The sequence below is a fragment of the Streptomyces sp. NPDC107765 genome (assembly GCF_055657085.1).
Map to the genome: position 1 here is coordinate 506,819 of NZ_JBVKBL010000003.1, position 25,678 is coordinate 532,496.

At 73.8% G+C, this 25,678-nt stretch carries 26 protein-coding genes; 11 read left to right on the forward strand and 15 right to left on the reverse strand.

Annotation, left to right across the window (positions count from 1 at the left end; all coding sequences use genetic code 11):
• Positions 1-195: 195 nt before the first annotated feature.
• A complete protein-coding gene (locus ACZ7MX_RS10920; RefSeq protein WP_373558710.1) occupies positions 196-273 on the forward strand; it encodes a 50S ribosomal protein bL37 in 78 nt (25 codons plus the stop codon).
• 109 nt (positions 274-382) lie between these two features.
• On the opposite strand, the gene ACZ7MX_RS10925 is transcribed toward ACZ7MX_RS10920, so the two are convergent.
• Entirely contained in the window at positions 383-1,615 is a 1,233-nt protein-coding gene (locus ACZ7MX_RS10925; RefSeq protein ID WP_472131230.1) for a serine hydrolase domain-containing protein, read from the reverse strand.
• Between the two features lie 229 nt (positions 1,616-1,844).
• Between ACZ7MX_RS10925 and ACZ7MX_RS10930 the strand changes: the two genes are divergently transcribed.
• A complete protein-coding gene (locus tag ACZ7MX_RS10930) occupies positions 1,845-2,168 on the forward strand; it encodes a putative quinol monooxygenase (RefSeq protein WP_472131231.1) in 324 nt (107 codons plus the stop codon).
• A 66-nt stretch (positions 2,169-2,234) separates the two neighbouring features.
• On the opposite strand, the gene ACZ7MX_RS10935 is transcribed toward ACZ7MX_RS10930, so the two are convergent.
• On the reverse strand, positions 2,235-3,590 hold the full coding sequence (locus ACZ7MX_RS10935) for a phosphoribosyltransferase family protein (protein ID WP_472131232.1): 1,356 nt from the start codon (positions 3,588-3,590) through the stop codon (positions 2,235-2,237).
• A gap of 165 nt (positions 3,591-3,755) precedes the next feature.
• Here ACZ7MX_RS10935 and ACZ7MX_RS10940 point away from each other — a divergent pair, with 165 nt between their 5' ends.
• Positions 3,756-4,574, forward strand: a complete 819-nt coding sequence (locus ACZ7MX_RS10940; RefSeq protein ID WP_472131233.1) for a TIGR01458 family HAD-type hydrolase — start codon at positions 3,756-3,758, stop codon at positions 4,572-4,574.
• Here the strand turns inward: ACZ7MX_RS10940 and ACZ7MX_RS10945 are convergent.
• Complete coding sequence (locus ACZ7MX_RS10945; RefSeq protein ID WP_472131234.1) at positions 4,531-5,268, reverse strand: histone deacetylase; 738 nt, start codon at positions 5,266-5,268, stop codon at positions 4,531-4,533. The genes ACZ7MX_RS10940 and ACZ7MX_RS10945 overlap by 44 nt on opposite strands.
• A gap of 279 nt (positions 5,269-5,547) precedes the next feature.
• On the opposite strand from ACZ7MX_RS10945, the gene ACZ7MX_RS10950 reads away from it, so the two are divergent.
• Positions 5,548-6,516, forward strand: coding sequence for a hypothetical protein (locus ACZ7MX_RS10950; protein WP_472131235.1), 969 nt, complete (start codon positions 5,548-5,550; stop codon positions 6,514-6,516).
• A gap of 27 nt (positions 6,517-6,543) precedes the next feature.
• On the opposite strand, the gene ACZ7MX_RS10955 is transcribed toward ACZ7MX_RS10950, so the two are convergent.
• A complete protein-coding gene (locus ACZ7MX_RS10955; protein WP_472131236.1) occupies positions 6,544-6,918 on the reverse strand; it encodes a tRNA-specific adenosine deaminase in 375 nt (124 codons plus the stop codon).
• A 149-nt stretch (positions 6,919-7,067) separates the two neighbouring features.
• On the opposite strand from ACZ7MX_RS10955, the gene ACZ7MX_RS10960 reads away from it, so the two are divergent.
• The 3 genes from ACZ7MX_RS10960 (at position 7,068) to ACZ7MX_RS10970 (ending at position 10,327) form a co-directional block, all read left to right on the forward strand.
• A complete protein-coding gene (locus tag ACZ7MX_RS10960; RefSeq protein ID WP_472131237.1) occupies positions 7,068-8,615 on the forward strand; it encodes an ATP-dependent DNA ligase in 1,548 nt (515 codons plus the stop codon).
• A gap of 3 nt (positions 8,616-8,618) precedes the next feature.
• Positions 8,619-9,092, forward strand: a complete 474-nt coding sequence (locus tag ACZ7MX_RS10965; RefSeq protein WP_472131238.1) for an NUDIX hydrolase — start codon at positions 8,619-8,621, stop codon at positions 9,090-9,092.
• 221 nt (positions 9,093-9,313) lie between these two features.
• Positions 9,314-10,327 carry a winged helix-turn-helix domain-containing protein gene (locus tag ACZ7MX_RS10970; RefSeq protein ID WP_472131239.1) on the forward strand — a complete coding sequence of 338 codons (1,014 nt, stop codon included), beginning with the start codon at positions 9,314-9,316 and terminating at the stop codon, positions 10,325-10,327.
• Between the two features lie 26 nt (positions 10,328-10,353).
• Here the strand turns inward: ACZ7MX_RS10970 and ACZ7MX_RS10975 are convergent, their stop codons facing one another.
• From ACZ7MX_RS10975 to ACZ7MX_RS10995, 5 genes are all read right to left on the reverse strand, one after another.
• Positions 10,354-11,346, reverse strand: a complete 993-nt coding sequence (locus tag ACZ7MX_RS10975) for a zinc-dependent alcohol dehydrogenase family protein (protein WP_472131240.1) — start codon at positions 11,344-11,346, stop codon at positions 10,354-10,356.
• A 31-nt stretch (positions 11,347-11,377) separates the two neighbouring features.
• Positions 11,378-12,226, reverse strand: a complete 849-nt coding sequence (locus tag ACZ7MX_RS10980; protein WP_472131241.1) for a carbohydrate ABC transporter permease — start codon at positions 12,224-12,226, stop codon at positions 11,378-11,380.
• Complete coding sequence (locus ACZ7MX_RS10985) at positions 12,223-13,206, reverse strand: carbohydrate ABC transporter permease (protein ID WP_472131242.1); 984 nt, start codon at positions 13,204-13,206, stop codon at positions 12,223-12,225. The genes ACZ7MX_RS10980 and ACZ7MX_RS10985 overlap by 4 nt, the downstream gene beginning before the upstream one ends.
• Positions 13,187-14,509, reverse strand: coding sequence for an ABC transporter substrate-binding protein (locus ACZ7MX_RS10990; RefSeq protein WP_472131379.1), 1,323 nt, complete (start codon positions 14,507-14,509; stop codon positions 13,187-13,189). The genes ACZ7MX_RS10985 and ACZ7MX_RS10990 overlap by 20 nt, the downstream gene beginning before the upstream one ends.
• A 211-nt stretch (positions 14,510-14,720) precedes the next feature.
• On the reverse strand, positions 14,721-15,482 hold the full coding sequence (locus ACZ7MX_RS10995; RefSeq protein ID WP_472131243.1) for a DeoR/GlpR family DNA-binding transcription regulator: 762 nt from the start codon (positions 15,480-15,482) through the stop codon (positions 14,721-14,723).
• A 292-nt stretch (positions 15,483-15,774) separates the two neighbouring features.
• On the opposite strand from ACZ7MX_RS10995, the gene ACZ7MX_RS11000 reads away from it, so the two are divergent.
• Positions 15,775-16,182: an STAS domain-containing protein gene (locus ACZ7MX_RS11000; RefSeq protein ID WP_472131244.1), complete on the forward strand. Its 408-nt coding sequence runs from the start codon at positions 15,775-15,777 to the stop codon at positions 16,180-16,182.
• A 9-nt stretch (positions 16,183-16,191) separates the two neighbouring features.
• On the opposite strand, the gene ACZ7MX_RS11005 is transcribed toward ACZ7MX_RS11000, so the two are convergent.
• Positions 16,192-17,385, reverse strand: a complete 1,194-nt coding sequence (locus ACZ7MX_RS11005; RefSeq protein WP_472131245.1) for a sialidase family protein — start codon at positions 17,383-17,385, stop codon at positions 16,192-16,194.
• A gap of 370 nt (positions 17,386-17,755) precedes the next feature.
• Between ACZ7MX_RS11005 and hglS the strand changes: the two genes are divergently transcribed.
• On the forward strand, positions 17,756-19,192 hold the full coding sequence (gene hglS, locus ACZ7MX_RS11010) for a 2-oxoadipate dioxygenase/decarboxylase (RefSeq protein ID WP_472131380.1): 1,437 nt from the start codon (positions 17,756-17,758) through the stop codon (positions 19,190-19,192).
• A 30-nt stretch (positions 19,193-19,222) separates the two neighbouring features.
• Positions 19,223-20,782 (forward strand): L-piperidine-6-carboxylate dehydrogenase, encoded by a 1,560-nt coding sequence (gene amaB, locus ACZ7MX_RS11015; protein WP_472131246.1) that lies wholly within the window; start codon positions 19,223-19,225, stop codon positions 20,780-20,782.
• A gap of 22 nt (positions 20,783-20,804) precedes the next feature.
• Here amaB and ACZ7MX_RS11020 read toward each other — a convergent pair whose 3' ends face one another.
• Together ACZ7MX_RS11020 and ACZ7MX_RS11025 are read right to left on the reverse strand one after the other, a co-directional pair.
• On the reverse strand, positions 20,805-21,566 hold the full coding sequence (locus tag ACZ7MX_RS11020) for a hypothetical protein (protein ID WP_472131247.1): 762 nt from the start codon (positions 21,564-21,566) through the stop codon (positions 20,805-20,807).
• Between the two features lie 2 nt (positions 21,567-21,568).
• A complete protein-coding gene (locus tag ACZ7MX_RS11025; RefSeq protein WP_310723806.1) occupies positions 21,569-22,213 on the reverse strand; it encodes an RNA polymerase sigma factor in 645 nt (214 codons plus the stop codon).
• A gap of 390 nt (positions 22,214-22,603) precedes the next feature.
• Here ACZ7MX_RS11025 and ACZ7MX_RS11030 point away from each other — a divergent pair, with 390 nt between their 5' ends.
• Positions 22,604-23,422 carry an SAM-dependent methyltransferase gene (locus tag ACZ7MX_RS11030; RefSeq protein WP_472131248.1) on the forward strand — a complete coding sequence of 273 codons (819 nt, stop codon included), beginning with the start codon at positions 22,604-22,606 and terminating at the stop codon, positions 23,420-23,422.
• Positions 23,423-23,485: 63 nt separating this feature from the next.
• Here the strand turns inward: ACZ7MX_RS11030 and ACZ7MX_RS11035 are convergent, their stop codons facing one another.
• The 3 genes from ACZ7MX_RS11035 to dhaK form a co-directional block, all read right to left on the reverse strand.
• Positions 23,486-23,935: a PTS-dependent dihydroxyacetone kinase phosphotransferase subunit DhaM gene (locus tag ACZ7MX_RS11035; RefSeq protein ID WP_472131249.1), complete on the reverse strand. Its 450-nt coding sequence runs from the start codon at positions 23,933-23,935 to the stop codon at positions 23,486-23,488.
• A complete protein-coding gene (dhaL, locus tag ACZ7MX_RS11040) occupies positions 23,932-24,540 on the reverse strand; it encodes a dihydroxyacetone kinase subunit DhaL (protein ID WP_472131250.1) in 609 nt (202 codons plus the stop codon). The genes ACZ7MX_RS11035 and dhaL overlap by 4 nt, the downstream gene beginning before the upstream one ends.
• A gap of 111 nt (positions 24,541-24,651) precedes the next feature.
• Positions 24,652-25,644, reverse strand: coding sequence for a dihydroxyacetone kinase subunit DhaK (gene dhaK / locus ACZ7MX_RS11045; RefSeq protein ID WP_472131251.1), 993 nt, complete (start codon positions 25,642-25,644; stop codon positions 24,652-24,654).
• Between the last annotated feature and the right edge of the window lie 34 nt (positions 25,645-25,678).

Consider the following 25,678-nt stretch of genomic DNA (forward strand, 5'->3'; position numbering starts at 1 on the left):
GTGCGGCGGTCGTCCCGGCGGACCGGGCGGGACGACTCGGCGGGACGACGTCCGGTGGCATGACTCACAGGGAGCCGGAGGGTGATGCACCGGAACGCTGGGTACGGGCCTCATGATCGCCGGGCGGGATACCGCGCCGAAGTGGTAGAAATTCGGCGAAACCATCGATGAGCCGCCAGGGAGAAGGGAGACGCCATGTCCTCGAAGCGCCGTCGCAAGAAGAAGGCACGCCGCAAGAACGGAGCCAACCACGGCAAGCGGCCGCAGTGCTGAGCTGAGGCCCGGCCGCCCTCGCTCGTAGCCGGCACCCCTGGGGACGACCCCCGTCAACCCCGTGGGCGCCGGCTACGCCTTCGTCCGGCCGGGGCCTGGCCGGTCCTGGTCAGCGCCCGGACGGGGGCTTCGTCAGGGCGTCGGCCATGCGGAGGGTGGCCTGTACCTGGGTGGCATCGCGCCGGACCGGGTTGAACGACAGGACCGCACGCCGCTGTTGGTCCTGCGTGGCGACCATGGCCGAGGCATAGCCGAAGCGTTCGCCGGTCTTCCCCCAGAAGGTGATCCCGTTCACCGTCACCGTCTGCAGCCCCGCGCTGTAGCGCGCCGGGGTGCCGTCCAGCATCCGCACCTCCTCCGGCGGCAGCGTGAACATCCGGTCCAGCTCACGGGGCGGCAGCAGCTCACCGGAGAACAGGGCGGTGAGGAAACGGTCCAGATCACCCGTGGTGGAGATCATCTCGCCCTCGCCCCATGCGTCCGACTGGTCGAAATCGGTGATGTCCAGCAGGGACCCGTCCGTCATCTTCATATAGCCGTGCACATGCGGGCCGTGGATCCGCGGGTCGTTGCCCGGCACGCAGGTGTGGTGCAGTCCGAGCGGGCGCAGTATGCGGTCCGCGACGACCTCTCCGTAGGGCCGGCCGGTCAGCCGCTCGATGAGCAGCGCCAGCAGGACGTAATTGATGCCGCGGTACTCCTGTTTCCGGCCGGGCGTGAACTTCATCGCGCCGGGCGGGAGGAGGGCGACGAGCTGACGGGGGGTCCACCGGTCGTAGCGGTGCCGGGCGATGGCCTCGGGCGTGGACAGGTCCGGTTCGCCCTGCTCGTTGGGGAGCCCGCTGGTGTGGTTCAGCAGTTGCAGCACCGTGATCGGCGGGAACCCGGCCGGCAGCAGCCCGGGCAGCCGGCGCTGGATCGGCGACTCCACCGCGACCCGGCCCTCGGCCACCAGCTGGAGCACCACCGTGGCGACGAAGACCTTGGTGATGCTGCCGATGCGGAAGGTGTCGTGGGCCTGGACGGCCCGGCCGGTGTCCCGATCGGCGACGCCCGCGGCGCCGTACCACCGGCCCGCCGAGCCGCTCACCCGCACCTGCGCCGCGGTCAGCTGCGGATGCTCCAGATCGCCGATGGCGGCCCGCAGCGCCGGAACGTTCAGCGGAGGCACCGGCACCGGGGGAGTGGCAGGGGCGGACGGGACGGTGGGGACGGGCCGGTGCGGCGGGCGCGGGCCGGGGGAGCGGCCGGCGGCCTGCGCGAGGCCCGGCGTCGCCAGGACCGCCGCACCGGACAGCGCCGCACCCACAACTGCCCTGCGGGACAAGGAAGAAGAACTCATGTGACTCAGCATGAGGAAAGTCCGCCGCGATTCCGTCAGGGCTTTCCCCGACCCGCCCCTGATCCGTCCCTGAGAGACCCCTGAGACACCTCTGAGAGAGCCCCGATCCGGCGCTGATCCGGCGCTGATCACGGCCGGAGCACAGCGCGGAACGGCAGCGCAGACCATGACACTCACACTCAAACCCACGGCTAACAGGAAACATCAGCAGGTGATCTAGAATCGCCGGATGATCTTCATTGTCGTCAAGTTCCCCGTGAAGCCCGAGTACGCCGAGGAGTGGCCGCAGCACGTCCACGCCTTCACCGGTGCCACCCGTGCCGAACCCGGCAACCTGTGGTTCGAGTGGTCACGCAGCCTGGAGGACCCGAACACCTACGTCCTCGTCGAGGCGTTCCAGGACGACGCCGGCGAGGCGCACGTCAACTCCGCTCACTTCCGGGCCGGTCTGGAAGCCATGCGCCCGCTGCTGCGCCGTACCCCCGAGATCGTGAGCACCACCATCGAGGGCGCCCACGGCTGGAGCGCGATGGGCGAACTCACCATCGACTGACGAGACTGACGAGACTGACGAGGCTCACGAGACCGACGAGACGTGAGGGCGCCGGCACCGGGCCGCTCAGCCGACCAGATGGTCGAGGAACCAGTCCCGGGCGAGCTCGGACACCTGGGCCAGGGCGCCGTGCTCCTCGAAGAGGTGGGTGGCGCCGGGGACGACGTCGAGACGGGTCTCGCAGCGCAGTGCGGATTCGGCCTCGCGGTTGAGGTCGAGGACCAGCGGGTCGTTGCCGCCGACGATCAGCAGGGTCGGTGCGCGGACGCCGGCCAGCATCGGCCCGGCGAGGTCCGGGCGGCCGCCGCGCGAGACCACGGCGCCGATGTCCGCGCTCGGGGAGGCGGCGGCCCGTAGCGCGGCGGCGGCCCCGGTGCTCGCGCCGAAGTAGCCGATCGGTACGGGAACGCGGCCGCGCAGCCACTCCGTGGCGTCGGTCAGCCGCTCGGCCAGCGTCTCGATGGCGAAGACGTTCGCCCGGTTGGCTTCCTCCGCCGGTGTGAGCAGGTCGAAGAGCAGGGTGCCCAGGCCCGCCCGGTTGAGGGCGGTGGCGACCAGGCGGTTACGGGGGCTGTGCCGGCTGCTGCCCGAGCCGTGGGCGAACATCACGACCGCCTTGGCGCCCGCCGGCAAGGTCAGATCGCCGGTCAGCCGGACCCCGGCAGCGTCGATGGCCACTTCCTCCTCGACGTCCACCTCCTCCTCGACGTCCCCGTCCTCCACGGGGGCCGCGCCCTCTCCGGCGCCCGGATTCTCGTCGGCGGTCGCGCCGGCACCCGTACCGGGCCGGGCGGCGGCCTGCGCCAGCAGGGAGACCACTTCGTCGTCGGGGGTCTGGGAGAAGTCCTGATACCACTCGCCCACGGCGGAGAACCCGAACGGCGTGGACAGACAGACGAATTCATCGGCGCTGCCGCGGAGCCGTTCGGCCGCGTCCGGAGGCGCCACCGGCACGGCCAGCACCACCCGGGCCGCGCCCTGCGCCCGTACCACCTCACAAGCGGCGGCCGCCGTGGAGCCGGTGGCGATACCGTCGTCCACCAGGATCGCGGTCCGTCCTTCGAGGGACAGCCGGGGGCGTCCGGCGCGGAACTTCTCCGCCTGGCGCACCAGTTCCGCCTCCTCGGTGCGCTCGACGGACGCCAGGTCCGCCTGGCCGAGGTGGCCGCGACGGACGATGTCATCGCTGATCACCCGCACGCCGCCCTCACCGATGGCGCCGAACCCCAGCTCACGCTGGTACGGGACGCCCAGCTTGCGGACCACGATCACATCGAGCGGCGCGTTCAGCGCCCGCGCCACCTGGAAGGCCACCGGGACCCCGCCCCGCGGCAGGCCCAGGACCACGGGCTCTTCCTGCGCCAGTTGCCGCAGCGCTTCGGCAAGGCGCTGACCTGCGTCGACGCGATCGGTGAACAGCACGATGGGCACCCCCTGCCCAGGGGACGGAGGTCACGGCCCTACCTGTCCTCGACCCCGTACACCTGTCTCCGACGTAACCGCAAGTGGGGGGCGGGCGCAAGTCGGGCCGGTCGCCGCCGTCCGTCCACCGGCCGGATGCCGCCGACCGTGGTTACCGTCGTGCACATGGAACACATCCGGGCGGTGCTGATCGATATCGACGGGGTGCTCACGGTGTCCTGGAAGGCGCTGCCGGGCGCCGTCGAGGCCATGGAACGGCTGCGCGCCGCGGGCCTCCCGCTGGCCCTGGTCACCAACACCACCTCGCGCACCCGCGCCGAGATCGCCCGGCGACTGGGCGGGGAGGGCTTTCCCGTCGGCGCCGACGACATCCTCACCGCACCCGCGGTCACCGCCGCCTACCTGCAAGAACACCATCCGGACGCGCGCTGTCTGCTGATCAACAGCGGTGACGTCCGGGCCGACCTGGAAGGCGTCGAGATCGTCCAGGGGACGGACCGACCGGAGGCGGACCGTCCGGAGGCGGACTCCGGGGCGCCGCCGGATGTGGTGGTCTTCGGAGGGGCGGGCGAGGAATTCAGCTACCCGGCGCTGAATGCGGCGTTCCGGTATCTGCGGTCCGGTGCCCGGCTCGTCGCCATGCACCGCAATCTGTACTGGCGCACGGCACAGGGGCTGGACCTGGACACCGGCGCCTTCCTCGTGGGACTGGAACGGGCCGCGCGGGTCGATGCCGTGGTCACCGGAAAGCCGTCCGAGGCGTTCTTCGCCGCCGCACTGGCGCACCTGGGCACGTCCGCCTCCGACACGCTGATGGTGGGCGACGACGTCGAGTCCGACGTGCTCGCGGCCCAGCGCTGCGGGATCACCGGTGTCCTGGTCCGGACCGGCAAGTACCAGCCCGAGGCCGTCGAGGCGGCCGACGGGACCCCGGACGAGGTCATCGACTCGTTCGCCGATCTGCCGGCGCTGCTGGGCCGCTGAGCAGCGCGGCGATGTCCCTCGCCGTCCAGTGGCCGTGGGCGCCCGGGCAGCCGGCCAGATAGCCGGCGGCGCGGCGTGCGCTCCAGCCGTGGGCGGCGATGATCCCGGCCGCGATGTGGCGCAGATAGGCCGCGGACGGCGGGTTCAGGTCGACGGTGCCGTCGGCGGGGTTCCAGGGGGCCGTGAACGTCAGCACCGGCAGGCCGTCCAGCCGCCCGGCACACACCAGCGTTTCGTAGCGGCCCGGGCCGATGCACGCCCTTCCCTCGCGCAGCACCTCCGTGAGATCGAGCTCCCCGCCCGGTTCCCGGTACATCTCCTGGGCGGCGATGTCGGAGAACTGCGCAGGGGTCAGGAGGTAGAGCCGGGCGGGGAGTTCGGGCGCCCGGCCGTCGGTGCCGTGCGGCGGCCGCGGGGCGCGGGGGCCGGGGTCGTAGAAGGCGCGGCCGCCGGCCCAGACCTGTGAGGTGGTGGCGAAGTACATCCGGCCGGGCAGCATGACCGGCTCGGTACGGGCGGGCGGGCGCGGGTCCCGGCAGCCGGGATGGCTGCGCAGCCCGCCGGGCGGACGCCCGCCGGCCAGGTAGGACGTCAGCCGGTCGAGGTGCATGTTGGAGCCGTAGGCGGCGTACCACAGGCGGCGCTCGCCGTCCGGACGGGCGGTGGCGTCATCGAGGCGTCGGGGCCTGGTCACACCTTCACGCTACGCGCCGGGGGAGGCGTTGCGCCTGCTCCGCCCTCGTGCACTCGTCCGGAGGGGCCGGAAATGGCCTGACCCGGCCGGGTCGGCGAAAGGAGGCCGGCGGCGCGGGTTTTGCGCGGAATCGGCTGGAGAAGCGCACTGGACGGAAAGGGTCGCCCGAAGGACGGAGGCAGTGTGCCGGACACCGCGGCAGGAACCGGAACGGACGGGACAGCACGGCGGACAACGGACGGAGCGCCGGAAAGGGCAGCGGGCGTCGGTCGCCGGGAGGTGCTCGCGGCGACCGCGGCGGCCGGCCTCACGCTGCTCACCGGCTGCGGGGAGGCGCCGTCCGCCGGCCGCTCGGACGCCAAACCCGCTCCCCGGCCCTCGCATGCCTCGCCCGGCCCGTCCGGCCCGCAGGGTTCTCCCGCCCCCACCCGGACACCGCACCGCCCCCGCCCTGAACTCCCGCGCGGCGGACGCGAATTGTTCCCGCGGTACCGGATGGTCGGCTTCTGCGGGCTGCCCGGTGCGGCGGCGCTCGGCCGGCTCGGGACCGGCGATTCGGCGGAGCGCGCCGACGAGATCGAGAAGACGGCCCGCCGTTTTGCGGCGGGGCGCGAACCACTGCCCGTACTGGAGCTGCTGGCCGTGGTCGCCAACTCCACCCCCGGCCCGGACGGCACATACCGTTCCCGGACGCCCGCCGCGACGATCGACCGCTTCCACCGGCTGGCGCGCCGCCGGCGGGCGATGCTGCTGCTGAACGTCCAGCCCGGGCGGGCGGCGGTGCTCGACGAGGTCAAGGCGCTGCGGAAGTGGCTGGTCCACCCGGACGTGGGGGTGGCGCTGGACCCCGAGTGGGAGATGGGCCCCGGCGACATACCGGGCGACTCCTACGGGCGGACCGACGGCCATGAGCTCACCTCGGTGGCCCGCTATCTGTCGGGGCTGGTCGAGGCGCACGACCTGCCGGAGAAACCGCTGGTCTTCCATCAGGTCGCCACGTCCGTCGTACGGGAGCAGTCCGCGCTGCGGCCGCAGCCGGGCGTGGCGCTGATCAAGAGCGCCGACGGCATCGGCTCGCCGGGGCTCAAACGCGGTACCTGGAAGCGGCTGGTGCGCGATCTGCCGGACGGGCTGCACACCGGTTTCAAGCTCTTCTACGAGGAGGACGCGCAGGGCGGCAGCCGCCTGATGACGCCGAAGGAGGTGCTGGCGCTCAGGCCGCAGCCGGAGTACGTGATGTACGAGTGAGCGGGCCGTCCACGGGCGGACGGGGACTCAGTACCAGTGCCGGTCCGCCCGGGCCCGCCAGGCGTCGCAGGCGCGGGCGCCCAGCTCCGGGTGGAGCATCCGGGCGCGTGCGGGGACCGGACCGGAGGAGCCTTCCGGGCGCGGTACGTAAGCCAGGGTGCTTTCGCCTTGGCGCTCCTGCGAAATGGACGGGGCCTCGGGGTCGAGACGGCGCACGGCCTCGCGGAGGCACTCCACCTCGGCGTGCGTGGTGGGGTCACCGGTCAGCAGGACGCGGTTCTGGCCGCGGGCGAGGATCTCGCCGTCGCGGGTGAGCACCGCGCCGAAGGGGCCGCCCCAGCCGTTCTCCGCGGATTCGGTGGCGAGCCGCGCCGCCTCCGCCATGAGGTCTTCCGGGTCCATCGCGCGACCTCCGAGCGGCATCGCCTCCGCGCGGCACGGGGGAATCCGGCTGGGCCGGCAGCCCGTTCGGCGCAGAAAGTGCTTGTGGGTGAAGCTACTTCACGGCGGGCCCCGCTGCGCCGCGGGCCGTACGGAGGCACCATGGCCCTATGTTGCTGGCCGATCTCGCGCAGGTGTCAGGGGAGGTGGCCGCGACCTCCGCGCGGTCGCGGAAGATCGCGCTGCTGGCCGGGCTGTTCCGGGCCGCGGCGCCGGAGGACGTCCCGGTGGTCATCCCGTATCTGGCCGGGCGGCTGCCCCAGGGGCGGATCGGGGTCGGCTGGAGCGTGCTGCGCGAGCCGGTTCCGGCGGCGGAGCGGGCCACGCTGACCGTACGGGAGGCGGACGCGGCGCTGACCGGGCTGGCCGGGGTCGCCGGGGCCGGGGCGCAGGCGGAGCGGCGCCGGCGGGTGCGGGAGCTGCTGGGCGCGGCGACCGCCGAGGAGCAGCGGTTCCTGGTCGGGCTGCTCACCGGCGAGGTGCGCCAGGGCGCGCTGGACGCCCTCGCGGTCGAGGGGCTGGCCGCGGCGACCGAGGTGCCCGCCGAGGACGTCCGGCGGGCGGTGATGCTCGCGGGCTCGCTGCAGGACGTGGCCCGGGCGCTGCTCGCGGAGGGGCCGGCGGCGCTGACCCGCTTCCGGCTGACCGTCGGCCGGCCGGTCGGGCCGATGCTGGCGCACAGCGCCAAGTCCGTGGCCGAGGCCATCGACAAACTGGGGGCCTGCGCCGTGGAGGAGAAGCTCGACGGCATCCGCGTACAGGTGCACCGGGACGGCCCGGACGTGCGGATCTACACCCGCACGCTGGACGAGGTCACCGGGCGGCTGCCCGAGGTGACCGCCGCCGCCCGGGAGCTGCCGGCCACCCGCTTCATCCTCGACGGCGAGGTGATCGCCCTCGGACGCAGCGGTCGCCCGGTGCCGTTCCAGCAGGTCGCGGGCCGGTTCGGATCACGGGTCGACGTCGCCGCCGCGCAGGCCGCGCTGCCGCTCTCCGCGGTCTTCTTCGACGTCCTGGCGGTGGACGGCCGGGAACTGCTGGAACTGCCGGGCGCCCGGCGGCATGCGGAGCTGGCGCGGCTGGTGCCGGAGCCGATGCGGGTGCGGCGCTGTGTGGTCGAGGACCCGGCCGACCCCGCGGCCCGCGCGGCCGCCGAGGAGTTCTGGACCCGGACGCTCGACCGCGGCCACGAGGGCGTCATGGTCAAGGCGCTCGACGCCCCGTACAGCGCCGGCCGCCGGGGCGCCGCCTGGCTGAAGGTCAAGCCGGTGCACACCCTCGACCTGGTGGTGCTGGCGGCGGAGTGGGGGCACGGCCGGCGCACCGGAAAGCTGTCCAACCTCCACCTGGGCGCCCGCGACCCGGACGGCGGGTTCGTCATGCTCGGCAAGACCTTCAAGGGGCTCACCGACACCGTCCTCGGCTGGCAGACCGAGCGGCTGCGGGAGCTCGCGGTGTCCGACGACGGGCATGTGGTGACCGTGCGGCCGGAACTCGTCGTGGAGATCGCCTACGACGGGCTGCAGACGTCCTCGCGCTACCCGGCCGGGGTGACGCTGCGGTTCGCGCGCGTGGTGCGCTACCGGGACGACAAGACGGCCGCGGAGGCGGACACGGTGGGCACCGTCCTCGCCGCGCATCCCGGCGGGGAGGGGTAGGCCGTGGCGGCGCGGCGCAGCGCCGGCCTGCTGCTGTACCGGAGCGGCGGGCCCGGCGTCGAGGTGCTGCTGGCGCACATGGGCGGACCGCTGTGGGCCCGGCGGGACGCGGGCGCCTGGTCCGTGCCCAAGGGGGAGTACCTGCCGCCCGAGGAGCCGTGGGCCGCCGCCCGGCGGGAGTTCGAGGAGGAGCTCGGGGTGCCGCCGCCCGACGGCACCTACCTGCCGCTGGGGGAGACCCGGCAGTCCGGCGGCAAGGTGGTGACCGTGTGGGCCGTCGAGGGCGATCTCGACCCCGAACGGATCGTGCCCGGCACCTTCACCATGGAATGGCCGCGCGGCTCCGGCACGGTCCGCAGCTTCCCGGAGATCGACCGGGTGGCGTGGTTCGCCCCGGACGAGGCGCACGGGCGGCTGGTGACGGGGCAGCGGGTGTTCCTGGCACGCCTCGCCGAGCGGCTCACGGCCGACGGCTGACTCCGGGGCCCGCCAAGGCCCCGCCCCGCGCCCGGAACCGGCCGCCGGGCCGCTCGCGCACCGTGCCCCGCGCTCCCCGCCTTCACCACCTGTGCACACGGCCGGCCGGCCCTCGCCCTGGACACCCCGTCCCCGGCCCGGCAGGCTGACGGCGGGGCCCCGGGGGAGGCCCGGAACACAGGGCTCCGGCAACGGGGTCGTGAGCATGCCGCGGGGGCCGCATGTTGCGCATCCACTTCGAGGACCGGGATGTCGCGCGGGTGCAGATCGCCGCGGAACCCGATCCGCTCTGGGAAACGGTGCTGGCGATGCACCAGCTGGTGCCGGCCGGTCCCGGAGTGCCGGTGTACGCGGCCTGGCGGGCCCGGGCCCGGCGCGAGCTGCACGCGCGCGGGCTGGCCCGGGCCGCCCGGCTGATCAGCGTTCTCGCCCCGGCCGGCGCCCGCTACTTCCCGGACTTCCTCACCCCCGACGCGGCCCGCGACGGGCTCGCCGCGGGCCTGGCGGCGCTCCGCGACACCCCCGCCGAACGACTGGTCGCGGAGGCCGCCCGGGCCGCGCTGCCGGCCCGGCTGCCGCGCTGGGCCGGTGCGCTGGCCGCCGGCAGCCGGCAGCCGCTCGACGAACTGGCCACCGCCTTCGAGGAGGTGCACCGTGCGGTGGTCGCGCCCGACTGGACCGAGGTGGCCGCCACGGTCGGCTGCGACCGCGGCGCCCGGACCCGCGCGTTCTGCCGCGGCGGGGTCGACGGCATGCTCGACTCGCTGCGCCCGTCGGCGTGTTGGGACCCGCCGGTGCTGTCCGTGGACTATCCCTGCGAGCGCGAGCTGCATCTGCGCGGCCGCGGGCTGCGGCTGATCCCGTCCCACTTCTGCTGGCGCCGGCCCATCGCGCTCGCCGACCCCGGCCTGCCGCCGGTCCTCGTCCACCCGGTGGAACACGCGACCGGCTGGGCGCCGGCCGCCACCCGCGGCTGCCGACCGGAGGCCCTGTCCGCCCTGCTCGGCCGCACCCGGGCCCGGGTCCTCGCCGCCCTCGACGCGCCCGCCACCACCGGTGAACTGGCCCGCCGCCTACGGGTCTCCGCGCCGTCGGCCAGCGAGCACGTCAGCGCGCTGCGCGAGGCCGGCCTGGCCCGCAGCCGGCGCGACGGTGGTTGCGTCGTCCATGCCCTCACCCCGCTCGGCACCGCGCTGCTGCACGGCGAGCTCGCGCCGGCCCGGCTGCCGCGGTGAGGGCGTGGACGACGCCGGGGCACGTCCTACGGGCAGACCTGGATCTTGCGGCCCTGCCCGGCCCGGAACCGGCCGAGCGCCTCGGCGTAGTGGTCCAGGGGGAGGCGGTCGCTGATGAAGACCTCCGGGTCGAGGACGCCCGCCGCGAAGAGTTCCGCGGCGCGTTCGTAGCTGTGCAGGACGGCCATCGAGCCGGTGATGGTGATCTCCTGGTTGTAGATCCGGTACGGCTCGATGACGGCGCGGGCGGCGTAGTCGGCCACGCCGAACTGGAGGAACGTGCCGCCCTTGCCGACCCGGCCGAGCGCGTCCTGGATGGCGCGTTCGTTGCCGGTGGCGTCGATGACCACGTCCCAGCCGCGCGGCCGGTCCAGCTCGTCGGCGGAGCCGGCGGCGTTGCTGCAGCCCAGCGTGCGGGCGGTGGCCAGCCGTTCGGGGTTGATGTCGATGACGTCCACGCCGGCCGCACCGGTCCGCTTGGCCAGCTCCAGCATCATCAGGCCCATCGTGCCCGAGCCGTAGATCAGCACCTGGCTGCCGAGCTGCGTCGAGCGCAGGATGTCGTAGCCGCGGACCGCGCAGGACAGCGGCTCGATCAGGGCCGCGTCCTCGGTACGGACGTGATCGGGCAGCTTGACGCAGTTCGCGACCGGTGCCACGGCGAACTCGGCGGCGCCGCCGGCCGTGGTCACCCCGATCGCGGCCCAGCGCTCGCAGAGGTTGTTGCGGCCGATCCGGCAGTAGTGGCACTCGTGGCAGTACAGGGAGGGGTCGACGGCGACCCGGTCGCCCTCGTCGAGCTCGGTGACCGCGCTGCCGGTCGCGACGACCGTTCCGGCGAACTCGTGGCCCGGGACGACCGGCAGGGTGGGCGCGAACTCGCCCTGGAGGATGTGCAGATCGGTTCCGCACAGCCCGCAGGCGGCGACCTGGACCACGACCTCGCGGGGCCCGGGGGTGGGGTCGTCGACGGTGGTGACCTCGACCTTGCCGGGGGCGCTGATCAGTGCGGCCTTCATTTCACGGTTCCCTTCGTTGCACGGCCGCGAGTCATTTCACGGCTCCGAGCGACAGGCCCCGGACGAGTTTGTCCTGGGCGGCGAACCCGGCGACGAGCACCGGGAGCGAGATGACGGTGGCGGCGGCGCACACCTTGGCCAGGAACAGGCCCTGGCTGGTCACGAGTCCGGTCAGGAACACCGGCGCGGTGCCGGCCACGATCCCGGTCAGGACCCGCGCGAACAGCAGCTCGTTCCAGCTGAAGATGAACGAGATCAGCGCCGTCGCGGCGATGCCGGGCAGGGCGACCGGGGCCACGATGCGGGTCAGGGTGGTGGTCAGCCCGGCACCGTCGATCGAGGCCGCCTCCAGCATCTCCACCGGCACCTCGGCGAGGAACGAGCGCATCATCCACACCGCGATCGGCAGGTTCATCGACGTGTAGAGGATGACCAGCAGCCAGACGCTGTCGAGCAGCCCGGTGTTCTGGGCGACGAGGTACACCGGCAGCAGCCCGGCCACCAGCGGCAGCATCTTCGTGGAGAGGAAGAAGAACAGGACGTCGCTCCACTTCCGTACCGGCTTGATGGCCAGGGCGTACGCGGCCGGGAAGGCGAGTGCCAGCACGAGCAGGGTGGAAACCACCGATGCGGTCAGGGAGTTGAGCAGCGGCGGCCAGGGGCTGACGCCGCTGTCCGCGCCGAAGAACTCCCGGTAGCCGTGCAGGCTCAGCCCCGCGCCGACGCTCGGCGGGTTGGTCGCCGCGTCCGCCTCGCTGTGGAAGGACGTCAGCACCATCCAGGCGACCGGCAGGAAGAAGGCGATGCCGCACAGCCAGGCCGCCAGGCCCAGCAGGCTCCCGGTTCGCCGTGGGCGCCGGGTCAGGGGTGCGCGGTTCATCGGGTGACCTCCTCGCGCAGCAGGGACGAGACGGTACGCAGCGCGAAGGTCGCCACGAGCAGGGAGCACACGACCACGACGACGCCCTGCGCGGACGCCCGTCCGTAGTCGTGGGCCTGGTAGAAGGTCTGGTAGATGGTGTACGGGAGGTTGGCGGTGCCCAGGCCCCCGGACGTGATGGTGAACACCGCGTCGAAGTTCTGGACGACGTAGACGGTGCCCAGCAGCGCGGCCAGTTCGAGGTAGCGGCGCAGATGCGGCAGGGTGAGGTAGCGGAAGATGTCGAAGGCGGTGGCCCCGTCCATCCGGGCCGCCTCGACCGCGTCGGTCGCCCGGCTCTGCAGCCCGGCCAGCAGGATCAGCATCATGAACGGTGTCCACTGCCAGATCAGCGACACCTCGACCGCGGCCAGCGGCACGTCGGTCATCCAGTCCGGCTGCGGTGCGTCGCTGCTGCCGAACAGGCCCCATATCCAGGTCAGCGAGCCGTTGATCAGCCCGTACGAGGCGTTGTAGAGGGCGTGCTTCCACAGCAGCGCGGAGGCCACCGGAACGACCAGGAACGGGGTGATGAGCAGGGTCCGGACGATGCCGCGGCCGCGGAAGCTGCGGTCCAGCAGCAGCGCCAGGCCCAGCCCGAGCACCAGGCTGACCAGCACCACGGTCACGGTCAGCAGCACCGTCGTGCCCACCGAGGACCGCAGTGCCGGATCGGTGAAGACCGCCCGGTAGTTGGCGAAGGCGGCGAAGCCGCGGTGGTCGGGGGCCAGCGCGTTCCAGCGGGTGAAGGAGATCACCACCGTCGCCACGAACGGGAGCTGGGTGACGGCGATCAGGAAGACCAGGGCGGGGAGGAGCGGGGCGCGCCGGGCCCAGTCCTTGGCCCGCCCGGTGCGGCGGGCGCGGGCGACCGGTCCGCCGGCCGGCGGTGCTCCCGGACCCGCGGCCTCCCGGGCCGGCTCAGTGGTCTGCGTAGGCATCGGACACCTCCTGCGCCAGTCGCTGGCTCGCGGTAAGGGCCTCGGGCACGCTCTGCTTGCCGGCGATGGCCGCGCTGATCTCGTGCGAGACCTTGGTGCCGAGGTCGGAGAATTCGGGGATGCCGACGAACTGGATCCCGGGGGCGGGGCGTTGCTGGACGCCGGGGTCGCCGGGCCGGGCCGAGCCGATGGCGGCTTGCGTGGCCGCGGCGAAGGCGCCGGCGGACCGGGTGTAGTCGGGGTTGCGGTAGAGCGAGGCCCGTTTGCCGCCGGGCACCCTCGACCAGCCCAGTTCGCGGCCCACCAGCCGTTCGTACGGGGCGCCCGAGGCCCAGCGGATGAACTTCCAGGCCGCGTCCTTATGCGTGCTGGCCTTCTGCACGCCCCAGGCCCAGGTGTAGAGCCAGCCGGAGGTGCGGGTGCGTTCGACCGGGGCGGGGGCGTAGCCGATCCGGCCGGCGACCTTGGAGCCGGTGGTTTCCAGGGAGCCGGCGCCGGCGGTGGCGTCGTACCACATGGCGACCTTGCCCTGCTGCATGTCGTTGAGGCACTCGGTGTAGCCGGCCTGCGGGGCGCCCGCCTCGCCGTGCTTGCGGACCAGGTCGACGTAGAACCGGGTGGCCCGGGTGAATTCCGGGCTGTCGACCCGTGCCTTCCAGTCCTTGGTGAACCACGTGCCGCCGAAGGTGTTGACGACGGTCGTCAGCGGGGCGGCCAGCTGGCCCCAGCCGGGCTGGCCGCGCAGGCAGATGCCCTTCATGCCCTTGCGGAATCCGTCCAGCTTGGCGGCCAGTGCGGCCACTTGGTGCCAGGTGGGGCGGGCGGGCATGGTCAGGCCGGCGGCCCGGAGCAGGTCCTTGCGGTACATCAGGAAGGACGATTCGCCGTAGAACGGCTCCGCGTAGATCTTGCCGTCGGCGGCGGTGAGGGAGCTGCGCAGCGGCGGGAGGATGTCGTTCTGGCCGAACGTCCGGTCCTTCGCGGCACGGGTGCCGAGCTCCGCGAGCCAGCCGTTGCGGGCGTAGATGGGGGTCTCGTAGTTGCTGACGCTGGCCACGTCGTACTGGCCGGCCTGGCTGGAGAAGTCCTGGCTCATCTTGTCGCGCAGGTCGTCCTCCGGCAGCACGGTGAAGTTGACCTTGATGCCGGTCTCCTTGGTGAAGTGCTCGGCGGTGAGCCGCTGCAGATCCACCATCTGCGGGTTGTTGACCATCAGGACGTTCAGGGTGTTGCGGCCGTCGTTGCCGGCGTCACCGGCGCCGCGGTAGCAGCCGGTGGTGGACAGCGACAGGGCCAGGGCCAGGGCGGTGAGCCCCGCCGCGCGGGGGCCGCGGCCTGGCCCGGGGGATCGTGCTCGCACGGCTCATACCTCTCTTTTTCACTGCATGTCGGCATGTTGGGGATACAAGGTCGTGCCGAGGCACGGTGGGGGAACCGCACGAGGGCCCGCGGTGCGGTGCGGCCTCGGCGGCGGCTGGTGGTGGCGTGTGGACCGGTGCGGTCCGGGCCGTGGGTCAGACCCGGAGCACCTGCGGCCCCAGGAGGGAGTAGCGGTGGGCCTCCGGCGCGGACAGTCCCGCGTCGGTGACGATCGTGTCGAAGTCGCCGACCTCGGCGAACCGGCAGAAGCTGCTGGCGCCGAATTTGCTGTGCACCCCGACCAGCACCCGCCGCCGCGAGGAGCGGACGGCCTGCTCCTTCACCTCCGCGACCGCCGGGTCGGGGGTGGTCAGTCCATGCTCCCGGGAGACGCCGTTCGCGCCGAGGAACGCCAGGTCGATCACGAACCGGGAGAGCATGTCGCGGGCCCAGGACCCCACCGTCGCCTGCGTCCCGGAGCGCACCCGGCCGCCGGCGAGCAGCACGGTGGCGGACTCCGCGACGGAGACCAGGGACGCGGTCCGCAGCGAGGCGGTGATCACGGTCAGCGGGCGGTCGGTGGGCAGCAGCATGGCGACCAGCTCCGGGGTGTAGCCCTCGTCGACGAACACCGTCTCGGCGGAGCCGACCAGCTCCGCGGCCGCCGCGGCGATCCGCCGCTTCTCGGCCACCTGCTGGGTCTCCCGCCGGGCGAGTGTGGTCTCGAAACCGGCGCTCTCGACCGGGTACGCGGCTCCGTGCGTCCGCCGGACCAGCCCGCGGCGCTCCAGCTCGCTCAGGTCGCGGCGGACGGTCTCGCGGGCCACGCCGAACTCGGCCGCGGCATCGGCGACCTCGACCCGGCCGGACTGCCTGGCCAGCGCGAGGATGCGGTGCTGGCGTTCCTCGGCCCTCATGGCTCACTCCTGCCCGGTGTCCGGCGGTTTCCGGTGGCTTCCGTTCGGTCACGGGCCTGCCCGTTTCCGCCCGCATCAGGTTTATAGCAACCGGGGCCGACCGGAGTCCTGCCCGTAGTGACAGAAAAACTGCCCGTTTTTGCCCGCTCCGGACCGCTCCCGCACCGGCCGGGACCCGGGGCGGCTGCCCGTACCCCTCCTGTGGCGTGCCCGTGGCCCACCGGGACCGCCCGATCGGATCCGGCCGCCCGCAGCGGTGGTGCCGGCGGCGGCGCCGCATAGTCTGGACGGCATGAGCTCGGAGATGCGGTCGTTGGCGGTCACCTCGGTCGTGGAGGCGGAGGAGTGCGCGGTGCTGCGCGTCAGCGGGGAACTCGACCTCCGCACCGAGCAGGCGTTCCTCGCCGAAGCACGGTCGGTGGTCTCGGCCGGCCACCGCTTCCTCGTGCTGGACCTGACCGCCCTGCGCTTCTGCGACTCCCGGGGGCTCAGCTGCCTGCTGGCCCTGGAATGGCTGTGCCGCCGCCTGGAGGGCCGGCTGCTGCTGGCCTCCCTCGGCGTACGGATGCTCCGGCTGCTGGTCGGCACCCAGTCCCTCGGCGTCTTCTCCTGCTACCCGACGGTCGGCCATGCGCTGGCCGCCGTCCCCGACGGCGCCCGCCCGGCCTGGCCGCCCGGCGTCGAGGACCCGTCCGTGTGAAGCGGCGGTTCACCCGGGTGACGGCCCCGGGCAGCGCATCCCCAGCCATGCCCCGTTGAACCGGGCGAAGGTGATCTTCCGGTACGGCCCGGACTCGTAGAGCAGCCCGAACGTGCCGTCCGGCAGCCGGGTCAGCGTCGAGTACCCGGCCGGCCCCGGCACCACCGTCCGGGACACCGGCCAGCTCTCCCCGTCGTCGCACGAGCCCCGCACGGTGAGGTTCTCCCGGGCCCGGGCGCTGGCCGTATTGCTGAACAGCAGCCAGTGCGCCCGCGGCCGGCCGGCCCGGGCCGCCGGGTCGTACCGCAGGATCGAGGCGTTGTTGGCCGGGTCGGGCAAGGCGTCGTCGGCCGTCGGGGCGCTGTAGGACAGCCCGCCGTCCCGCGAGTGCGCGACCAGCCGCCGGGGCGTGCTCGTGGTGCGGCTGTTGAGCAGCACCCGCCCGTCGGCCAGCTCGACGGTCTTGTTCTCGTCCATCCGCGGCCCCACCGGCCTGCCCAGCCGCCAGGTCGCCCCGTGGTCGTCGCTGTACGCGCTCGCCGCCCACATGCTGCCGTCCGCCTTGCGGAACGCGTACTGCTGCAGCAGCCGCCCGCCGGACAGCTGGCTGCCGGAACCGGACGAGGCGAAGATGCCGCGCCAGGACGGGTCCTTGAGGGCGCGGGTGATCCGGCGGTGCCGCCAGCTGCGGCCGCCGTCGTCGGAAGAGCTGTAATCGGTGTGCAGCACGCCGGTGCTGTCGTGCGCGTTGCCGGGGCCCGCGGTGCCGAAGCCGACCCCCTTGGGCGCGTACGCGTGGAAGAGGAAGATCCGCCCGGTCGTCCGGTCCACCAGCAGGCTCGGGTCCCCGGCACCGACCCCGCCGTCGTAGTCCACCGCCGCCCGCGGCGCGCTCCAGGTGCGCCCCTTGTCGACGCTGCGCCGCACCATCACGTCCACGTCGCCCGGCAGATCGGCCGCGCTGTGGTTCCGCCGGTCGTACGCCGCGATCAGCGTGCCGTCCGGCAGCGTGGCCAGCGCGGGGATGCGGTACGTGTGCGCGCCCTGCCCGGACACCGCCAGATCCGTGGTCTCGAACAGCGCACCCCGGCCGGATTCCGGGACGGGTACGGCGGCGGGCGCCCCCGGCGCGGTCGGCAGGGCGGCGCCGACGCCGGCGGCGAGCAGCACGGCCAGGGTGCGCAGGCGGGCGGCTGCGGGCACCGGTACCTCCAGGCGGACACGACGGGGCCGCTCCAGCGTGCGCGAGGGCGGCCCGGCGGGCGCGCCGGCCGGCCCCGTCGGGGTGACCGGACCGCGCGCCCGGAGCAGCCGGCCACCTTGCGCAACCCCGCCCCGCCCAGAACCCTGGGACCGGAAACCCGCAGTTCCGGAACCCGGGACACCGCGTCCGCCCCCCGCCCCATGGACGCGCGACGGCACGCCCGTCATCCTCTGCACCACCGGTGCCCGACCGGCACCGGCTCCCGCACCACGACACGGGAAGGCGGACCGGATGGCTTCCACCGCGACACCGGCGACGGCCCCGGAGCCCCTCCCCGGCACCCGTCCCTCCCCGTCCCCGGAGCTGCGTATGGTCCCCACCTGGCAACTGCGCGCCGCGTTCGCCCGCCGGCTGTCCGGCATGTACGGCACCGAAGTCCCCGCGTACACCACGCTGCTGGAGGTGACCGCACAGATCAACGACGAGGTCGCGGCCCGGGACCCACAGGCCGCCCGGCTCGGCGGCCTCGGCCGGGTCGGCGTGGAACGGCACGGCGCCGTCCGCGTCGGCACACCGGAGGAACTCCGGCAGGCCGCCCAGGTGTTCGCGGCGTTCGGCATGCACCCGGTGGGCTTCTACGACCTGCGGGACGGCGGCGAGGGCGCGGTGCCCGTCGTCTCCACCGCCTTCCGGCCGACCGCCCCCGAGGAACTGGAACGCAACCCCTTCCGCGTCTTCACCTCCCTCCTGACCACCTCCGACCGCCGCTTCTTCGGCCCGGACCTCGCCGCCCGGCTCGACGCCTTCCTCGCCCGCCGTCAGCTCTTCCCGCCCGAACTCCTCGCCCTGGCCGCCCGCGCCGAGGCGGAGGGCGGGCTCCCCGACCCCCAGGCCGAACGCTTCCTCACCCTCGCGGCCGCCGCGTTCGCCATGTCACGGGAGCCGGTCGACCGCGCCTGGTACACCGAACTGGAACGGGTCTCGGCCGTCGCCGCCGACATCGGCGGGGTGACGACCACCCACCTCAACCACCTCACCCCGCGCGTCCTCGACATCGACGCCCTCCACCGCCGCATGGGCGAACGCGGCATCACCATGATCGACCGGATCCAGGGACCGCCGCGCTGGGAGGGCCCCGACGTCCTGCTGCGCCAGACCTCCTTCCGCGCCCTGGCCGAGACCCGGACCTTCCGCGAGCCCGACGGCCGGCTCACCCGCGGCGCACTGCGCGTCCGGTTCGGCGAGGTCGAGGCGCGCGGGATCGCCCTCACCCGCGCCGGCCGGGCCCGCTACGACCACCTCATGGCCGAGACCGACCGCCGGACGGTACTGCGCCCGGGCGCCGACCGGCAGCAGACCGCCCGCTGCCTCTGGCTCCAGGGCTTCCCCGGCTCCGAACACCAACTCGCCCTCTCCCACCTGGCGTTCTTCACCTACCGCCCGGAGCCCGCGCGCCCCCGGGACGGCCGGCGCCCGCCCGCCGACCTGGCCGGCCTGCTCACCCACGGCTGGCTCACCGCGCACCCGATCGTCTACGAGGACTTCCTGCCGCGCTCCGCCGCCGGCATCTTCCGCTCCAACCTGACAGGGGCGGGCCGCCACGACGCGGACCGGGCCGGCGCGCCCTTCGACGCCGACCGGCTGTCCGAGGCGATCGGCCGCCCGGTGGCCGACCCGTTCGCGCTCTACGCCGGGCAGCAGGACCGTTCGCTGCGGCAGGCGCTGTTCACCCTCCGGGCGGGTGCCGCGCTACGCGCCCTGGACCACGGGGAACTGATCGACCCGGAACCCGTCCCCGCCCCCTGAACGCCCCCTTCTCCCCCCCAGGAGCGCGCCATGCCCGCCGCCAGCCCCGCCGGCCCCCGGCTCCCCGACACCGCCGCGCTGCGCGCCCGCGCGGCCACCGCCCTCCGCCACTGCGGCGCCGACCTCGACGCCGTCACCGCCGCCTCCGGCACGACCCTCCCCGCCCGTACGCCCCTCACCGGCGGCCTCCTCGCCGACCTCGCCGCCACCACGCCGGAGCAGATCGACGCGGCCGTGGCCGAGGCGCACCGGACGTTCCAGGAGTGGCGTACGGTGCCCGCGCCGCGGCGCGGGGCGCTGGTCAAACGGCTGGGCGCGCTGCTGACCGCCCATCAGGAGGACCTCGCCGACCTGGTCACCATCGAGGCCGGCAAGATCCGCTCCGAGGCGCTCGGCGAGGTCCAGGAGATGATCGACATCTGCGACTTCGCGGTCGGCCTGTCCCGGCAGCTCTACGGCCGCACCATCGCCGGCGAACGCCCCGGCCACCGGCTCTCCGAGAGCTGGCACCCGCTCGGCGTGGTCGGCGTGCTCTCCGCCTTCAACTTCCCGGTCGCCGTGTGGTCCTGGAACACCGCGATCGCCCTGGTCTGCGGCGACCCGGTGGTCTGGAAGCCGTCCGAGCTCACCCCGCTCACCGCGCTGGCCTGCGACGCGCTGCTCGCCCGGGCCGCCGCCGACACGGGCGCGCCCGCCGGGGTGCACCACCTGCTGCTCGGCGCCCGGGACTGCGGGGAGCACCTGGTCGACGACCCGCGGGTGGCCCTGGTCAGCGCGACCGGCTCGGTCCGGATGGGACGCGAGGTCGCGCCCCGGGTGGCCGCCCGGTTCGGCCGCTGCCTGCTCGAACTCGGCGGCAACAACGCCGCCGTGGTCACCCCGTCGGCCGACCTGGACCTGACCGTCCGCGCCGTGGTCTTCTCCGCCGCCGGCACCGCGGGCCAGCGCTGTACGACGCTGCGCCGGCTGATCGTCCACGAGGACGTCGCCGACCGCTTCCTGCCGCGCATCGTCCACGCGTACCAACAGCTGCCGCTGGGCGACCCGTTCGACCCGGCCACGCTGGTCGGCCCGCTGATCGGCCCCGCCGCCCGCACGGCGATGTCCGAGGCGCTGGCCGCCGCACAGCGGGCCGGCGGCAAGCTGCTGACCGGTGGCGAGCGGTGCCTGGCGGACGAGGCCCCCGAGGCCGCCTACATGAGCCCGGCGATCGTGCGGATGCCCGAGCAGAACGGGATCGTCCGCACCGAGACCTTCGCGCCGATCCTCTACGTCCTGACCTACCGCACCTTCGACGAGGCGCTCGCGCTGCACAACGACGTGCCGCAGGGGCTGTCCTCCAGCATCTTCACCCGCGACCAGCGCGAGGCCGAACGCTTCCTCGCCGCCGACGGGTCCGACTGCGGGATCGCCAACGTCAACATCGGTACGTCGGGGGCGGAGATCGGCGGCGCCTTCGGCGGGGAGAAGGAGACCGGCGGCGGCCGCGAGTCCGGCTCCGACGCGTGGCGCGCCTATATGCGCCGGGCCACCAACACCGTCAACTACTCGGCGGACCTCCCGCTCGCCCAGGGCGTCAGCTTCGTCTGACCACCGCCCCGCCGGCCGCCGGCTACCAGGTCCGGCCGAGGTCCCGGACCAGGGTGGGGGAGGGGCGCGGGATCTCGCCGAAGTCCTCGTCGTCGCTGTCCACGACCAGCTGGTTGATCACGTGCTCCAGGGCGGCCGGCAGGGTCGGGGCGAGCCCGCTGTGCCACTGGACCAGGAGGTTGTGCCGGGCGGCGTCCGGGAGCAGCTGCTTCTCGTCGAACGCGGCCATCGAAGGACGCTCCTCGTCGGGCCCGTGCGCGGCCTGCTCGCGCCAGTACGCGGCGTCGCGGTATTCGCCGTTGCGGCGGTGCGAGAGGTACAGGCAGTAGGCGGCGGTCCGGCTGCCGGCGCCGGCGCCGAAGTGCCACCAGAAGTGCGCCGCGTCGGTGCGGCCCGTGATGTGCAGCAGACAGGCGAAGACCAGCGCACCCTCGGGGTCGATGCGGTGGTCGTCGACCAGCCGCTCCAGGCTGGCCGCGGCCGCCGCGGCGTTCACCACCAGCGCACAGGCCAGCTGGAGTTCATGGGTGGCCTCGTCCCGGGCGCTCGGATAGCCGCTCGGCGCCGCCCGGTCGGCCCGGCCCGGCAGCCCGGCCGGCCCGGTCCCGTCCGCCGCGAGGGCGCCCGCCGGTACGGGGACGCCGATCCGGCGGGGGCCGCCGGGCGGCGTCGGCCCGCCGGGACCGTACAGGCCCGCCGGCCCGTCGGTCCCGGCGACCGCGGCGGCGGCGCTGAGCAGCGTCTCGACGGTCTCCCGCCGCCCGGCGGAATGGGTGTGCGACATGGTCAGTTCCCCCTGGGATTTCCCTGATCGATACCGAGCGCCGCGGCGAGCTTGCGCTTGCCGCGGCTCGCGTAGGAGCGGACGGTGACTTCGTCGACGCCGAGCAGGGCGCCGATCTGGGCGTCGCTGTAGCCGATGACGTGCCGGAGCACGATCACGTCGCACTGCCGCTCCGGCAGTCTGGCGATCGCCGCGTACAGCCCCAACTGGCTTTCCAGCATGGCGAATTGCTGCTGGCACTCGCGCAGCAGGGCATGGGTGACGACGGCGAAGGCGGCGGTCTCGGTGAGGGCGGTGGGCTGCTGGTGGTCGTAGAGCCACTCCACCACCCGCTCCTTGAGGACCGACCAGGCGTACGCCTCCACCGACGCCTGCCGCAGCGCGTGCGGCCACAGCCGGCCGAGCTGCTCGTAGGCGGACAGGGCGACCTCGCGGGCCGCGGGCTCGCTGCCCGTGTGCAGATAGGCGTAGGTCAGCCACTTGCGGGCATGGGTCGCGAGGAACGCCTCGAAGGTTATGGACAGCTGGCGGTCGGACCGGGCCGGTGTGACGGGCGGCAGGGGGCACCGGGGGAGCGCGGCTAACTCCGTGATGAGGGTGTGCGCCGGGGCGCACGCCGGTAGAAGTCGGTCCCGGTCTGCGCTCACGAGCAGTCCTCGTTCCGTTTGCCGTGCACCGCTGACCGGGTGGCGGTGTCCCGAGGACAGCGGGAGGACGGTTTGCCCTCACCCTCCAATGAACAGGAAACAGGCCCCGTTTGTGGCACGAGGGGCGCAAAAATCTTCCGCTGCGTATTCATATGACTACCCATGACGATGGCATGTGACGAATCGTGACACCGAGATGGCGGGCTGTCACTGCCTGCGCGGGTGTGCGCCCCGCATGATCCGGCCGTCACCGGGCAGAGCTCCCACAGCCCAGCGCACAACGGCCGAAAGCCCGCGCTGGGGGCGCACGCTCTCTTCGCGTGCGCCCCCGGCCGCCCGGCCTGCGGCGCTGTGCCCAAGTGGGAGCCGTACCTGGGGAGGCAGCGGACGATGAACGCACACGAGCCGGTGGTGGACCTACAGCTGGACCGGGCCCACTCGTCCCGGATCTACGACTACTTCCTGGGCGGCAAGACCAACTTCCTGGCCGACCGGATGGCCGCCGGCAGCGTGCTCGGAGTGTTCCCCGCCGCACTCGTCGCGGCCCGCATCAACCGCGAGTTCATGCACCGCGCCACCCGCTTCCTCGCCGAGTCCGGCCTGCGCCAGTTCCTCGACATCGGCACCGGCATCCCCACCCCGCCCAACCTGCACGACATCGCCCAGGGCAGCGCCCCCGACGCCCGGATCGTCTACACCGACAACGACCCGATCGTCCTCGCGCACGCCGCGGCCCTGCTGCTCAGCACCCCCGAGGGCCGCACCGCCTACGTCCAGGCCGACGTCACCGACCCCGGGGGCATCCTCGGCGCGCCGCAACTCCTCGACACCCTCGATCTGTCCCGGCCGGTCGCCCTCAGCCTCAACGCCCTGATGCACTTCGTCCCCGACGACGGCCGGGACCGCGCCCACACCATCGTCGAAACCCTCAAGGCGGCCCTCCCCAGCGGCTCCACGCTCGCCATGAGCCACGCCACCGCGGACTTCGCCCCCGAGACGATGCAGAAGATCATCAAGATCTACGGTGACGCCGGGACCCGCCTGCAGTTCCGCTCCCGCCCCGAGTTCCTCCGCTTCTTCGACGGCTGGGACCTGCTGGAGCCGGGCATCGCCCTCTCCCACCAGTGGCGACCGGACGACCCCGCCGACGCCACCCACGTCACCGACGCCGAGGCCGCCTGCTACGCGGCCGTCGCCCGCAAGCCCTGACGCGCGGAGTGCCGGGGGCCGGGAGCGGGCCGGAAGCGGGCCGAACGGGGCCGCCCCGCCCGCTCATTCCTTGCGGTACCCGTACGCCTCCCCGGCCGCCGCCGCGACCGCGTCCAGATCCGCCCCGGCGGAGGCGGTGACCACCGCGGCCACCGCACCCTCCACGAAGGGGGCGTCCACCAGCCGTGCGCCCTCGGGGAGCTCGTCCCCCTCGGCGAGCAGCGCCTTGACGGTCAGCACCGCACTGCCCAGATCGACCAGCAGCGCCACCCCCGCACCGCGGTCCACCCGCCGGGCCGCCTCGGTGATCAGCTCCGCGCTGGTGCCCAGCCCGCCGTCCGGGGTGCCGCCGGCCGCGGCCACCGGCGCCTTGGCGCCGCCCCCGGCCAGCCCGACGGCCAGCGCGGCCACGGACTCCGCGACCGGCCCGCTGTGCGACACCAGCACCACCCCGACCAGCGCCTCCGCCCCGCCGGCCGGGCCCTGGCCGCGCACTTCGCCCCCGCTGCTCACTTCGCCGCCTCGGCGAGTGCCGCGAACAGCAGCGCCGAGGACGTGGCCCCCGGGTCCTGATGCCCGATGCTGCGCTCGCCGAGGTAGCTCGCCCGCCCCTTCTTGGCCAGCATCGGCACCGTCGACCGCGCGCCCTCCTCGGCCGCCCCGGCCGCCGCCTCGAAGGACGTGGCCAGCCCCGCCACGGCGGGCACCAGCGCGTCCAGCATCGTCTTGTCACCCGGCGCCGACCCGCCGAGCTGCCCCACCGCGTCCACCCCGGCCCCCAGCCCGGCCCGCAGCTCCTCGGCGGACACCTGCGCCGCGTCGCCCAGCGTCTTCCCGGTGCGCCGCAGGAGCGTGCCGTACAGCGGTCCGGACGCCCCGCCCACGCTGGAGATCAGCTGCCGCCCGGCCGCGGTCAGCACCGCCCCGGGCGTGGCCGGCGGCTCGGCCTCCACCATCTTCACCACGGCCGCGAAACCACGCTGCATGTTCGTGCCGTGGTCGGCGTCACCGATGGCCGAATCCAGCTCGGTGAGCCGCTCCGCCTCCCGGTCGATGGCGGCGGCCGCCGCCGTCATCCAGCGTACGAAGAACGCGGCATCCAGGGCCGTTACGGACACGGACCACTCTCCTCAGATCGAGTTGCTCACGGTTCACCTGCGGCAACGGGTACCCAGCTACATACACGAGCACCGGGACGGGTAAACGGCCCGGCGCCGCCGGGGGATCCGCTACCGGCCCCACCGGAGCCCGGCCGTCTGCACCGGCGCGTCCCACAACCGCAGCAGCTCCCCGTCCACCTGACACAGCGTCACCGAACAGCCCGCCATGTCCAGCGACGTCACGTAGTTGCCGACGAGCGTACGGGCCACCGCCACCTTGCGCTCGTCGAGCACCCGGCGCACCTCCGCGGAGAATCCGTACAGCTCCAGCAGAGGTGTCGCGCCCATGCCGTTGACCAGCACCAGCACCGGCAGCCGCGGTTCGAGGTCCTCCAGGACCGCGTCCAGCGCGAAGTCCGCGATCTCCCGCGAGGTCATCATCGGCCGCCGCTCCCGCCCCGGCTCGCCGTGGATGCCCACCCCCAACTCCAGCTCTCCCGAGGGCAGATCGAACGTCGGGCTGCCCTTGGCCGGCGTCGTGCAGGCGCTCAGTGCCACCCCGAAGCTGCGCGAGGACCCGACGACCTGCCGGGCCACCGCCTCCACCCGCTCCAGCGGCATGCCCTCCTCGGCCGCCGCGCCGGCGATCTTCTCCACGAACAGCGTCGCGCCCGTGCCGCGCCGCCCGGCCGTGAACGTCGAGTCCGTCACCGCCACGTCGTCGTCCACCAGCACGCTGGCGACCTGGATCCCCTCGTCCTCCGCCAGCTCCGCCGCCATCTGGAAGTTGAGCACGTCCCCCGTGTAGTTCTTCACCACGAACAGCACCCCGCGCCCGCTGTCCACCGCGGCCGCCGCCCGCACCATCTGGTCCGGTACGGGGGAGGTGAACACCTCTCCGGGGCATGCCGCGTCCAGCATCCCGGGCCCGACGAAGCCCGCGTGCAGCGGCTCGTGCCCGCTGCCGCCCCCGGACACCAGCGCCACCTTCTCCGCCACCGGCGCGTCCCGCCGCACCACCACCCGGTTCTCGGCGTCCACCACCAGCTCCGGATGCGCGGCGGCCATCCCCCGCAGCGCATCCCCGACGACGGTCTCCGGCACGTTGATCAGCATCTTCACGGGTACCTCCTGGTGGGCGGGCCGGTCCGGCGGT

Excerpts from the sequence above, each read along its gene's own strand:
- ACZ7MX_RS10960 (WP_472131237.1), top strand. The coding sequence starts at position 7,068 with ATGTTGCTGGCCGATCTCGCGCAGGTGTCAGGGGAGGTGGCCGCGACC.
- ACZ7MX_RS10940 (WP_472131233.1), top strand. The coding sequence starts at position 3,756 with ATGGAACACATCCGGGCGGTGCTGATCGATATCGACGGGGTGCTCACG.
- ACZ7MX_RS10970 (WP_472131239.1), top strand. The coding sequence starts at position 9,314 with ATGTTGCGCATCCACTTCGAGGACCGGGATGTCGCGCGGGTGCAGATC.
- ACZ7MX_RS10975 (WP_472131240.1), bottom strand. The coding sequence starts at position 11,346 with ATGAAGGCCGCACTGATCAGCGCCCCCGGCAAGGTCGAGGTCACCACC.
- ACZ7MX_RS10920 (WP_373558710.1), top strand. The coding sequence starts at position 196 with ATGTCCTCGAAGCGCCGTCGCAAGAAGAAGGCACGCCGCAAGAACGGA.
- ACZ7MX_RS11020 (WP_472131247.1), bottom strand. The coding sequence starts at position 21,566 with ATGTCGCACACCCATTCCGCCGGGCGGCGGGAGACCGTCGAGACGCTG.
- ACZ7MX_RS10980 (WP_472131241.1), bottom strand. The coding sequence starts at position 12,226 with ATGAACCGCGCACCCCTGACCCGGCGCCCACGGCGAACCGGGAGCCTG.
- ACZ7MX_RS11000 (WP_472131244.1), top strand. The coding sequence starts at position 15,775 with ATGAGCTCGGAGATGCGGTCGTTGGCGGTCACCTCGGTCGTGGAGGCG.
- ACZ7MX_RS11030 (WP_472131248.1), top strand. The coding sequence starts at position 22,604 with ATGAACGCACACGAGCCGGTGGTGGACCTACAGCTGGACCGGGCCCAC.
- ACZ7MX_RS10930 (WP_472131231.1), top strand. The coding sequence starts at position 1,845 with ATGATCTTCATTGTCGTCAAGTTCCCCGTGAAGCCCGAGTACGCCGAG.
- ACZ7MX_RS10925 (WP_472131230.1), bottom strand. The coding sequence starts at position 1,615 with ATGAGTTCTTCTTCCTTGTCCCGCAGGGCAGTTGTGGGTGCGGCGCTG.
- ACZ7MX_RS10985 (WP_472131242.1), bottom strand. The coding sequence starts at position 13,206 with ATGCCTACGCAGACCACTGAGCCGGCCCGGGAGGCCGCGGGTCCGGGA.
- ACZ7MX_RS10995 (WP_472131243.1), bottom strand. The coding sequence starts at position 15,482 with ATGAGGGCCGAGGAACGCCAGCACCGCATCCTCGCGCTGGCCAGGCAG.
- ACZ7MX_RS10955 (WP_472131236.1), bottom strand. The coding sequence starts at position 6,918 with ATGGACCCGGAAGACCTCATGGCGGAGGCGGCGCGGCTCGCCACCGAA.
- hglS (WP_472131380.1), top strand. The coding sequence starts at position 17,756 with ATGGTCCCCACCTGGCAACTGCGCGCCGCGTTCGCCCGCCGGCTGTCC.
- amaB (WP_472131246.1), top strand. The coding sequence starts at position 19,223 with ATGCCCGCCGCCAGCCCCGCCGGCCCCCGGCTCCCCGACACCGCCGCG.